We start from the raw sequence: 11927 nt of genomic DNA, 5'->3' as shown, positions 1-11927 counted from the left end.
TTCTCAGTCCCTAGTCCCTAAAATGGAATATCATCTGGATCTGGTTCTTCCGCAGGTTGATAACTACTGGGTTTGGTGGCAGGTTCGTAGGTATTCACTTGGGGAGCAACACTCACAGGGTTTGTCACTGGGGTAGGGGTGGGATGTGGAGGTTCATAACTAGGAACATTTACAGGTGGTGGGGGGGGTGGTGTTTGTGTAACGGCTGGGGTTCTCACTGGTGCTGCTGATGCTGTCAAACCACTACCAACAGATTGAATTTGTTGTACAGTCAATTCTGCCCGTTTTTCTTTAAAGCCTTCTTGACGCTCAACTGTGTGCATCCCTAAGCGACCTGCTATAATAACGCGATCGCCTTGATGATAATTTTGCTGAATTTCTGTAGCTAAATTTCCCCATCCCACTACTTTTAACGTCGCTGGCGCATCTTCTGGACGCTGGGAATTAGGAAACTGTACTAGCATTTCCGTGACTGCTAAATTATCTGATGTGTAACGTAATTGCGGTTCTTGAATAATTTCCGCCATTAAAACACAGCTGTTCATGACATCCTCCTGAATAATTCGTAATTCGTAATTTGTAATTCGTAATTATGAATTTATTTATGACTATTTCTTTAGTAGCATAAAAGCCAAGCGATCGCGTTGTATCACAGTCATCACACTGCTAAACACTCTCGCCTGACTAAAACGAGCATTGATTTTTGCATGAGTAGTATAATTGTACCATTACATAGATAAAATCAGCTATTGCTTTAGGTTTTCCAGATCAAAAAAATACCCAAAATGTTAGGGTGCGTCAGTAATGAACAATCCTAACCATACCAAGGAAAGATTGCAACTGACGCACCCTACTAACTAACTTGTCTTGCCTGATTACTCACTGAATTGAAAAAGGGGTATAGGGGTGTAAGGGTATAGGGGTGTAAGGGTATAGGGGTGTAAGGGAAAGACTTTTTGATGTGTTCTGGTGTACGCAGTTCATGACGGCTACTTATTACTCATTACTCATTACTCATTACTCATTACTCATTACTCATTACTCATTACTCATTACTCATGGTGTACCTCACTTACGTCAAAAGTGCTGTAACTACTGAAGTTCTCTAATTCTCGCCATCACTTTTTGGTATTCATCCGCTTTACCTTGTTGTTGATAGAGGTCTGCGGCTTTTTGCCAGTCTTGACGCGCTCCTTGATGATCCTGCATTTGAGTTCGGGCTATACCTCGATGATAGTAAACATCAGCAAATTGTTTATCAGCTGTGATTTGTGATCTTGTCAGGGTAGTATTTAAGCGGTTGTTACCAGTACGATTAATTCGCAAAGCCACTTGAGTGCCTTCTTGACCCCGAATTAGTTTAATCACCTGTTCTAAAGTCATATTGGTTGTTGATTTACCATCAACTGCTAAGATTTGATCTCCTGCTTTGACTCCTCCTTTTTGCGCGGGAGAATTATTAATGACTTGAGAAACTGTTGGGATTTTAGTCTGGGCATTAATTTCTACTTGTACTCCAATACCAACTAATTCTTGAGCATTTAATATCTGGTTGTAATCGGCAACTGCTCCTTGATAATCTTTAATTTGGGCGCGTACTAGCCCTCGGTAGTAGTAACCCAGATTATGGTCAGGTTTGAGTCGAAGGAGTTCATCTAAATCTGCTATTGCTCCTTTGTAGTCTTGTTGTAGACTACGGATACCAGCACGGAATTGCAGAGCATCAACATCGTCAGGCTTGAGTCGCAGTACTTCATTTACATCAGCTAAAGCTCCTTTGTCGTCTTGCTGTAGCCTACGGATACCAGCGCGTTCTTTGAGAGCATTAACATCGTCAGGCTTGAGTCGCAGTACTTCATTTACATCAGCTAAAGCTCCTTTGTAGTCTTGCTGTAGCCTACGGATAACAGTACGGGATTTGAGGGCATCAACATCTTTGGGCTTTAGTCGCAGTGCTTGATCTAAATCTGCTATTGCTCCTTTGTAGTCTTGCTGGAGGAAGCGAACTGCGGAGCGTTTTTTAAAATGGTCAGGATCTTCAGGGTCGAAACGCACAGCTTCAGTATAGTCGGCGATCGCCCCTTTATAATCTTTCTGTTGAGCGCGGAGTGAGGCTCGCAATGAATAAGCTGTGTCTTCAATGTATTCTGGATTCAAGCGAATAGCTTCATTTAAATCAGCCATCGCTCCTTTTAAGTCTCCTGTGGCAATACGTGCTGCACCTCTGGCAAAGTAAGCCCAAGAACCAGGATTTTTTTGTACAACTCGGTTTGATACTTCTAATGCTTCTGGAAAGCGTTTTGCTTGCAGTAGCATCAAACTACGAAATACTTGGATATTAGCATCATCGGGGTCTAATCTGGCTAATTGGTCAAAGGATTTTAAGGCTTCTGGGTAGCGTTCTAAATTAGCTAGTGCTAGTCCATGCCAACGCCAAGACGGCGAAAAGTTTGGCTGAATTTGTGTGGCTTTATCAAAAGCTTTGAGAGCTGCTGGATAATCCTGACGAGTTATGTGTACAAAACCCAGCAGATACCAAGCTTGATAAAAGTTAGGTTCTAGCTCAATTGCTTTGTTAATAGCGTTAAATGCCTCTTTGGCTTGATTTTCACCCAGGGGTTTTTCTGGGGTGTTGCGGGCTAGCTCCCAACCATAGTTGAGCCAATCAATAGCATCTGCATTATTTTGCGGTTTTTCTACCTTAAATAAAGCTTCGAGAATAGCTTTTGTTTCTTCTGGTGTTAATTTCGGTGGTTTATTTTTCTCTACTTTTAATAGAGAAGCCATGCCAACTGACTCTGACCAACGGACAAAGGTACTGATGGGGACACCCCAACTAAAACCCAATGGGATTAAACGAGGTTTACCAGTTTTATCTGTAATTTCTTCCAGTTCTGCTTTGCCATGAATGCCAATAACACGACCACGAATATCTAATATCGGGCCGCCACTCATGCCTTTATATGTGAGGTTAGTATACACTAATCCATAACCATAACTCAGAGATAAAGAGTTCCTGGCTAAGATAGAAGCTCCTTGTTTTGCGGCCACACTGCCTGCGGTAAACTGACGCTCTGTTGGTCTACCTCCAGGTTGTGGCCCTAACCACCCAGAAACAAAGATGTAGTTTTGGTCGTTAACTATGTCATAGTTGGCTATGGTCGCTACGCGGTAATTTTGATTGCTAGTAAACTGCAATACCGCTAAGTCTGTTTCTGGCAAGGTTTTGAGGTTTTGCTCACTCACCCTCACTTGATGTTGCTTACCATCAGAGGTGATAATTTCTAAAACAGTGCGATCGCATTTTTTTGATCCTCTGACAACGTGTTCCGCCGTCAGGACACTGTAAGTATTTCCCTGTTTGCCAATAATCACCCCAGAGCCGCTACACTCCCGTAAAGTCGGCACATCTATGCGTACTGTAATTTCTTGAGCAATGTTATTAACTTCATTGGCAATGGGGGGAAGACTCGCCTGTGAGACTGGGTTAGATGCTGGTTGAGATTCTTTAGTTGTATATTCCGGTGCTAACCGAGCCAGAGTCTGAATTGGAATCCCCCAACTATAACGGCTGATTAAATCTTGTAGTGCTGCCGTTGGTCGAGAACCATCTTCATATACGTAAGGGTTTCCCCATAGAGGATAGGCATGGATACCATTAATCCCAATGACTTGTCCCCGACGGTTTAAAATCGGCCCCCCACTCATCCCCTTTTCAATTTCATTGTTATACCCTATCTGGTAGCCTTCTTTAAAGGCTCGCTCTTGTACTAATAAAACTTGTCCTGCTTTGAAGACAAACCCCTGGGATTTAGAACCTTGATTTTCAGAGGGAAATCCGCCTGCATATATTGGTTCATTAACTGTGACTGTGGCTAAATTTCCCAAGGGAGCTACACGATAATTAGCATTAGTCCGAAACTGCAATAAAGCTAAATCTTTGCCTTGAAAATTGACTCCCTTCACTACATTAGCTGGGTAAATTTTGCCGTCTTCTGTCTGAATTTTAGTAGGAACACCTGCTTCTAAAACATGACGATTTGTAATAACAGTATAAACTTGATTATTTTTTTTTAAAATAATCCCAGACCCAGTATTCTCTCCCGATACAACCTTGACTGTGATTGATTTAGCTAGTTGTTTAAGTTGCTCTTCAGATAACTGCACATTTGACTTTTGAGCAGACACTTTCCCATGAAAAATTGTCAGCCCTACAGCTTGTATAGGCAACATCAATACTAAACCCATCCAGGCAATCAAAGCCAGTGAGCGGTGATCAACTAATTTTTGTTTCATGTTGCTTTTAACGCTTACAAATATCTATAAAAATCCGCTTTGATTTGTGAAATTATGGGCGTAGGACGGGAGTACGGAGTCAGGAGATAGGAGTAAGAAAAAGGCTTGGTGAGGGTATAAGCAAGATGAGTATGAGTTGGGATTATTCTGATTCTTTTTGATTCATGATCAAATTCATGTCAATGTAGACTTGATCAGAAGCATCATCAGATTGCAGCACTGGCCCACGCGCCTTGTAACCAATTTCTACGAGGTTTTGCAGCACTGAACTAGCATCCCGTGGGGACTTGAGGGTGAATAATAATTGACTGCAAGGGCCACCGTATTGACTAGCCGCACAGATAACGGCTTGGTTGCCAGAAATCCCTGTAGTTAGGTAGTTGAGGATACCACTTTGATAGGCACTCTGAAATCTAGCTGATACTGCTTGACAACGTGCTTTAGGAGTATAGTTTCCTAAAGTTCTCACCCAGCGAATCACAGGAATTTTGCGGTTGTTGTAATTTCTCGCAAATGTAGTCCACACACCCTTATGATTTTCACAAAAGTATGTCTGTCCTTGTGCCAAACTAGAGGGAGCGATCGCACCAATACTACTGAAGGCAATTGCACCAGCCGTTAAAACTTGCACAGATAAACGGGTTTTCATCTTGGGTAGTTCTCACTAAAGGATGATGAAAGCATCTGTATTATACCTATACCACAAAAATCCTTATTTTTACGGAAAAAACTTTAAAACAGTGTAAATTTTCATAAATTTGCCGAATATCATTCTGGCAAAACCTCAGTATATAGAGTTTTCTAGTCTGCTGAGGTACAAATCTCTGCGTACCTTTGCGCTTTACTCCGCGCCCCTCTGCGTTTCAAAATATTACCCGTACCTCACTTCCCATTAATCAGCAACGCCTGTTAAATATTATTGAATTGTAAAAGAATCAATCATAGTTTGTATTGTAGGAATATATTCATCATATTTATCGGCATCTGCGGTATAGGTAATAATGTAGGCTTTATTATTTTTAATAGTCCAAATTTGTAGGCGTTTCAGGTTAATTCCCTCTTCACTCAAAGTATAAATAACTTGATGAGCGGGTTGATTTGCTAATAGTTTTGCATCCTGTGCGATGATTTGGAAATTTTGATGATATTGTTTAATTTCATCTACATAAAATGTAGTGAATTGCTCTAGTTCTCTACGGCTTTCCGGTAGATCCTGTACAATTAAATTCAAGTTTTCTGTATAAGTATCGCCATCATTTGCTTTGGGAGACATAAATTTGACCAAATTCCCTGTAATTCGGTCTGGAGTGCCAGTTTGTTCCCAATTTTGAGGGTATTTGATCGAAATACCATAAACGGTATTATCGTAAATTTCCAGATTTTGATGACGGGGTATAATGATCAACAAGAGTATAGTGGCGATCGCAGCTGTAGTGATACCTAAACTAATGCCAGCCTTCAACCATTTTGATTTCGTTTGATGATGAGTTGGTGTCAGTTTTTCTAAAGCTTGCAACACTTCTCCAGCCGACTGACATCTTTGTCGAAAGTCATACTTGATCATTTTGTCAAGAATGTCTCCTAACTGTTGACTCACCTGTGCTTGGTTGCGCCAGATAATTTCATTTGTGACAGTATCTCTGACTAATTGCATAGGATGTAAACCAGTTAGAGCTTGAATCGCAATGATACCAACTGCATAGATATCACTGCATAACTGTGGCTCACCTTGACTTTGTTCGCTGGGTATATAACCAGGTGTACCAACTATGACAGTTCGTGAGGTTTGTCCTTGAGCCGTGACTAGTTGCGTGTTAATCTGTTTGACTGCGCCAAAATCAATCAGTACAACTTTGCCATCCTGTTGACGACGCATTAAATTTGAGGGTTTAATATCTCGATGAATTACATTATGCCGATGAATCACATCTAGAGTTTCTAAAATATCCTTCAATAAGACAATTACTTCCTCTTCGCTCCACGGCTGGTTAAGCTTAATTTCCGAACTCAAGTCATGGCCTGCAATAAATTCTTCAACTAAATAAAAATTTTCGTCTTCCTCAAAATGAGCCAGTAACCGAGGAATACAGTCATTATTACCCAACCGGTTTAATACTTTAGCTTCCGTCTCAAATAGTCGTCGAGCATGATACAAAGTATAGGGATTGATCGTTTGCGGTGAGAAGTGCTTAACAACACACTGGTCTTTATCGGGTAGCTTCCTATCAATAGCCAGGTAAGTAGCACCGAAACCACCCTCTCCCAGTTTGCTAATAATTTCGTAGCGGCCATCCAGGATTTTACCGATCATCAGATTCACAACTATGGTTAATTGATCTGAATTTTGACACGAAAAGCAAATATCTGTTGTTTTTTGGTTAAGCTAAATTGTTATGGAGGTTAGCGGACTCGAACCGCTGACATCCTGCTTGCAAAGCAGGCGCTCTACCAACTGAGCTAAACCCCCGTAAAATAAAAATACGGGTAATTTTATTTCACTTAAATAACTATACCTGAAAGTTGTGATTTTGCCAAAGGGATGAACCAAAAAAATCTCCAAATTGTTGCCGCATTTTATAAATTCGTCAGTTTGCCGGATTTTACTGAGATGCAAGCACCTTTATTGTCTTACTGTTCGGCACAAGACATTAAAGGAACGATTCTCTTAGCTTCAGAAGGAATCAACGGCACGATCGCAGGTTCGCGTCAAGCCATCGACTCAGTTCTCAGTCATCTCCGTGCTGATCCTCGGTTTGCAGACTTAGAACACAAGGAATCAACAGCAGAAAACCCACCTTTTGAAAGAATGAAGGTGCGTTTAAAAAAAGAAATCGTCACCTTGGGTTTACCAGAAGTTAATCCGAATCAACAGGTAGGTATTTATGTCACTCCCCAGGAATGGAATGATTTAATTTCTGACCCAGAAGTTACACTAATTGATACCCGCAACGATTACGAGGTACATATCGGTACTTTTAAACGAGCGCAAAATCCCCAGACTAATGCCTTCCGCGAATTTCCTGAATATGTTAGTCAAAACCTTGACCCCAAACAACACAAAAAAGTAGCGATGTTTTGTACTGGGGGGATTCGTTGTGAAAAAGCCTCATCTTTTATGCTTTCTCAAGGTTTTACTGAAGTTTATCACCTCAAAGGCGGTATTCTCAAATATTTAGAAGAAATCCCCCCAGAACAAAGTTTATGGGAAGGGGAATGTTTTGTCTTTGATGAGCGCATCGCCGTAAGTCATGGGTTAGAAACAGGGAATCATGAATTGTGTTTCTGTTGTGGACATACCCTATTGCCAGAAGATAAAGCCTCACCCAAATATGAGTTAGGTATGTCTTGCCCCTATTGTTTTGATCATCTCACGCCAGATAAAAGATTGCGTCAGCAAGAAAAATGGCGACAGTACCAGCTACAAAGACAACGGCTGGCTTAATTTATGGCTAGTCTTACAGTGTAAAAATTTAAATAAAGCTAAATTAAGCTGTTTTCGTCAGAAATCAATGATAGATTGGGGGATAAAATGTCATCCCCTATTGAAAGTATCGTACTATTAGCTACCACTTTTTATCAGGCGATCGCTAGCTTAATCGAAAATCGACAACCACCACCAGGACAACTAATTGATGTCGGTGGGTATCGCCTACACCTTTACACGGCAGGAAAGTCTAGCCCCACAGTCATCTTAGAATACAGTTTAGGGGGAATTGAAGGTTATTTACTGGTACAAGAAATAGCTAAACTAACACGAGTGTGTATTTATGATCGGGCTGGATATGGTTGGAGTGATCATAGTCCCCATCCACGCACCAGCCAGAAAATTGTCACAGAGTTAGATTCTCTCCTCACACAAGCAGGAATTGAGCCACCTTACATTCTTGTAGGTAACTCCTTTGGTAGTTATAACGTCCGGTTATATGCCCATTATTTTCCCGAAAAAGTAATCGGGATGGTACTTACTGATGGACTCCATGAAACGGGAATGCTAAAAATGTCCATCTATTTACAAGCTTTGAAACTATTTTTTGTTTCTGGTTTTTTTATGTCAATTTTCGGCTCAATACTTGGCATTATTAGATTACTCAAATTGATTGGTATATTTGAGTTTATTAAACCAGAATTAGTTAAATTTACTAACTTACAATTAAATCCAATTAAGCGTTCTTTTTGCCGACCTAAGCATTGGATTACCATGATTCGAGAGCTTTTAAACCTAGATAATAGTAGTCGGCAACTCCAGTTAACTAATGATTTAGGGTCATTACCTCTAGTTAGCATTAAAGCACATACTTTTTTTCATGCTTCTATTGGGACAATACTTTTACCTATAAAAGCAGCTAATCATTTACGAGATACAATGCACAAACAAATAATGAATTTATCTACAGATGTTAAACAAATTAACGCTCATAAAAGTAGCCATTTTGTTTGGACTGATCAACCAGAATTAATCATCAATGCTATTGAAATTATCTTAGAAAAGACTAATGAGCAAAATATTGATTTTTAATTAAGTAAGTCGGTGCAATCAAACAAACTAAGTAGAACGACGTGAATAATTCAAGGTTTGTAGTAGGGACTTTAGTCCTCTCTTAAGGGCTAAAGCCCTTACTACAAGCTAATTCAATGAAATTTTACATTACTTAATGTAGTTTGTTTTTTTCTCGCCGACTTACTTATGTGAAGAAAAGTAAATAAGGCTCAAACTCTTTCTCCTCCGAAGTTCGCCCGGAGGGAAACCCTCCTTGCGACTTCTCTCCCTGCTCCCTGCCTTATTCCAACAATAATTATTTACGCCGACCTACTTAATTCTACCCTAGCCCTAGTTGCTGTTTCAAAGCTTGACGCATGACATCGACGGGTATATCGTCTTGCTGCAACCAGATTTTTAAGGCTGCAACTCCTTGCTGCACTAGCATTTCTAAACCGTCGATTGGGATCGCACCTTGTTTTTGTGCATATTGCAGAAATTTGGTAGGCTGAGGGATATAAATCAAATCATAGGCGATCGCACCTGTGGGTAAATTGGCCATTTCATCGGCACTCACCGGGGAATCATCGACTTTGGGATACATTCCCATAGGTGTGGTATTTACCAATAAATCAGCTTGGGGAAGCAGTTGTGTTAATTTATCCCAGGTATGTACTCGTAAATTCTCACCGATGGGTGAATTTTTCCAACTCTGCTGAAATTCTTTTAATTTCTCCAAATTTCTCCCCACCACATGAATTTCCGCTAAACCTAGCTGGTGACAACCCGCTACCACCGCCCTAGCTGCACCGCCATTCCCTAAAATCACAGCAATTTTCTGACTCCAATCCTGTTGATAGGTAGTTTGTAAAGGGTGAATAAAACCTATTATATCAGTATTTGTACCAACCCATTGGTTATTTTTACGGCTAACAGTATTAACTGCACCTATAGCTTGAGCTAGGGGTGTAATCTCTGCAAGTAAAGGCATAATTGCCTGTTTGTGAGGAATAGTCACACTAAAACCCACCACACCCACAGCCGCCAAACCTGCGATCGCCACCTCTAAATCCTGTGGTTCAATAGGTAAAGGAAGATACACATAATTTAAACCCAAATCAGCGATCGCGGCATTGTGCATCACCGGCGAGAGCGAATGACCCACCGGACAACCAATTACACCCAATAGTTTTGTTTTGCCTGTAATCATCAGTTATCAGTTATCAGTTATCAGTTATCAGTCATCAGTCACTTAAATAACTTTTGCTCCTTATCTCCCTTCCCTTGTCTCCCTTGTCCTCCTTGTCCCCCTTGTCTCCCCCTGCCCCCTGCTCCCTGCCCCCTGCTCCCTGCCCCCTGCCCCCTGCCCCCTGCCCCATACGCCCTGCCCTCAAAAACCCATCCTCTGCTTTACAATCATTAACATAATTAACATTTCTTCAAAATATGCAGGTAACAACCGCCCCTTCTACAAACCCTATTCCTGGACAATATTGGCAGTGGCGAGGGCATCAAATTTACTATGTCCGTGCGGGAGAAAAACAACCCCAGCGTCCGCCATTGCTGTTAGTGCATGGTTTTGGTGCTTCTACAGACCACTGGCGTAAGAATATCACAGGTTTGTGTACTGATTTTGAAGTATTTGCGATCGACTTGTTAGGGTTTGGTCGTTCTGCCAAAGCCAAATTACAGTATGGTGGCGACTTGTGGCGCGATCAACTCCATGATTTCATTAGTGAAGTAATTGGTCAAAAAACAATACTAGCAGGTAACTCCCTTGGGGGTTATGCTTGCTTGTGCGTAGCTGCTCAATTTCCTGACAGTGTAGCTGGTGTAGTCTTACTCAACAGTGCTGGCCCCTTTAGTGTCACACCATCTACAACTGAACCAGAAGCTTTACAATCACAAATTCAACCACCTAAAAAACTATCTCCTGTGCAAAAATTGGTCGGTAATAGTGTTAAGTGGATGTTTCAACAACGGTTAGCCCAGTTTTTATTATTTCAATATGTCCGCCAACGTTGGGTAATTCGCCGCACCTTAGAAAAGGTTTATCTTGATAAAACGGCAGTCACAGATCAATTAGTAGCAGAAATTGAGCGTCCTGCCTATGATCCTGGTGCTTTAGATGTCTTTGTTTCTGTTTTTAGCACTCCTCAAGGCGAAAAAGTCGATGTTTTATTAAAACAATTAACTTGTCCTTTATTGTTACTTTGGGGAGAAGCTGACCCCTGGATGAATGCTAGAGAACGTTCTCAAAAGTTTCGTCTTTATTACCCTCAATTAACAGAATATTTCCTCAAAGCTGGTCATTGTCCCCATGATGAAGTTCCAAATCAAGTAAACCCACTTTTACGAGATTGGGCATTATCAATTGTTTAAATGAGCCAATATTTTCAGGGTGCGTTGACAAAATAACGCACCATTTTTTCTATGTAAGGGAACAGGGTTGGAGAAACGGGGAACAGAAAAGAAATCAATCTTCCCATGCCCCATGCCCCATGCCCCATGCCCCATGCCCCATTCCCCATTCCCCATTCCCATTTACCCAACTTGCTCTAAATACTGGTTAATATCTTCAATTACCCTGACTAGTTCCGCTTCCGTAGTCAAGCGAATATTCACATCCCGCACAGTTAGCAATACCTTAGCAGCAAATGGAGTAGGCCAGATATTCGGATTACAAAAAATCTCTAAAAATACTTCACCTGTATAACGATATTCCAAAGGTGGTTGAGGAGTGACTTTATTACCTGAGTTAGATTTAGCTGCCACAGCTTTTAATGATTCCAACAATTTATCTATCGCTGCTTTTAATTCTCTCGCTGCTTCTGGGGAAAAATTAAACCCAACAGAACCTTCAACTAAATTTAATGTCAGAGGAGTAGAAGACATAAGCTCTTGATTAAAAATGATTACTTCATCTTACTGGAGTCAGGCGACTGGAGATAGAATACTCATATAAAATCAACACAAAAAGCACGAGTAATAAAAACTACTCATGCTAATAACAGTTGACATCTATTGTCTCTCTAGAACTACAAAGCAAAAGAAAAACCGCTTTTTAACTCTGTTGAGATCATGGTTTTATTTCTGCCGTGATTTACTAGATATAGTACCGGAGAGACTAAAACTATATTGTTTAGAAAATTTG

At 40.8% G+C, this 11927-nt stretch carries 11 protein-coding genes and 1 tRNA gene; 3 read left to right on the top strand and 9 right to left on the bottom strand.

Features of this window, described 5'->3' with window-relative positions:
• Positions 1-17: 17 nt before the first annotated feature.
• The 5 genes from ACPZ3T_RS11575 to ACPZ3T_RS11555 all read right to left on the bottom strand — a co-directional run bounded on the left by ACPZ3T_RS11575 (position 18) and on the right by ACPZ3T_RS11555 (position 6763).
• Positions 18-545 carry a single-stranded DNA-binding protein gene (locus tag ACPZ3T_RS11575; RefSeq protein ID WP_490276367.1) on the bottom strand — a complete coding sequence of 176 codons (528 nt, stop codon included), beginning with the start codon at positions 543-545 and terminating at the stop codon, positions 18-20.
• A 547-nt stretch (positions 546-1092) separates the two neighbouring features.
• Complete coding sequence (locus ACPZ3T_RS11570; RefSeq protein ID WP_490276365.1) at positions 1093-4296, bottom strand: trypsin-like peptidase domain-containing protein; 3204 nt, start codon at positions 4294-4296, stop codon at positions 1093-1095.
• 142 nt (positions 4297-4438) lie between these two features.
• Entirely contained in the window at positions 4439-4945 is a 507-nt protein-coding gene (locus tag ACPZ3T_RS11565; RefSeq protein ID WP_490276363.1) for a COP23 domain-containing protein, read from the bottom strand.
• A 267-nt stretch (positions 4946-5212) separates the two neighbouring features.
• Positions 5213-6607: a protein kinase domain-containing protein gene (locus ACPZ3T_RS11560; protein ID WP_490276361.1), complete on the bottom strand. Its 1395-nt coding sequence runs from the start codon at positions 6605-6607 to the stop codon at positions 5213-5215.
• Positions 6608-6690: 83 nt separating this feature from the next.
• Positions 6691-6763: transfer RNA gene (locus tag ACPZ3T_RS11555), tRNA-Ala, on the bottom strand.
• 72 nt (positions 6764-6835) lie between these two features.
• Here ACPZ3T_RS11555 and trhO point away from each other — a divergent pair.
• Positions 6836-7738 carry an oxygen-dependent tRNA uridine(34) hydroxylase TrhO gene (gene trhO, locus ACPZ3T_RS11550; protein ID WP_490276359.1) on the top strand — a complete coding sequence of 301 codons (903 nt, stop codon included), beginning with the start codon at positions 6836-6838 and terminating at the stop codon, positions 7736-7738.
• Between the two features lie 87 nt (positions 7739-7825).
• Positions 7826-8812 (top strand): alpha/beta fold hydrolase, encoded by a 987-nt coding sequence (locus tag ACPZ3T_RS11545; protein ID WP_490276357.1) that lies wholly within the window; start codon positions 7826-7828, stop codon positions 8810-8812.
• A 301-nt stretch (positions 8813-9113) separates the two neighbouring features.
• On the opposite strand, the gene ACPZ3T_RS11540 is transcribed toward ACPZ3T_RS11545, so the two are convergent.
• Together ACPZ3T_RS11540 and ACPZ3T_RS11535 are read right to left on the bottom strand one after the other, a co-directional pair.
• Positions 9114-9983, bottom strand: a complete 870-nt coding sequence (locus ACPZ3T_RS11540; RefSeq protein WP_490276355.1) for a shikimate dehydrogenase — start codon at positions 9981-9983, stop codon at positions 9114-9116.
• A 34-nt stretch (positions 9984-10017) separates the two neighbouring features.
• Positions 10018-10167, bottom strand: a complete 150-nt coding sequence (locus ACPZ3T_RS11535; protein ID WP_490276353.1) for a hypothetical protein — start codon at positions 10165-10167, stop codon at positions 10018-10020.
• A 52-nt stretch (positions 10168-10219) separates the two neighbouring features.
• Between ACPZ3T_RS11535 and ACPZ3T_RS11530 the strand changes: the two genes are divergently transcribed.
• On the top strand, positions 10220-11155 hold the full coding sequence (locus ACPZ3T_RS11530; protein ID WP_490276351.1) for an alpha/beta fold hydrolase: 936 nt from the start codon (positions 10220-10222) through the stop codon (positions 11153-11155).
• Here the strand turns inward: ACPZ3T_RS11530 and ACPZ3T_RS11525 are convergent.
• Positions 11144-11311 (bottom strand): hypothetical protein, encoded by a 168-nt coding sequence (locus ACPZ3T_RS11525; protein ID WP_490276349.1) that lies wholly within the window; start codon positions 11309-11311, stop codon positions 11144-11146. The genes ACPZ3T_RS11530 and ACPZ3T_RS11525 overlap by 12 nt on opposite strands.
• Positions 11312-11317: 6 nt before the next feature.
• Entirely contained in the window at positions 11318-11668 is a 351-nt protein-coding gene (locus ACPZ3T_RS11520) for a hypothetical protein (protein WP_490276347.1), read from the bottom strand.
• Positions 11669-11927 lie beyond the last annotated feature (259 nt).

The sequence above is a fragment of the Aliinostoc maniaoense genome (genome assembly GCF_058172895.1).
This window is presented reverse-complemented; position numbering and strand designations above follow the sequence as displayed.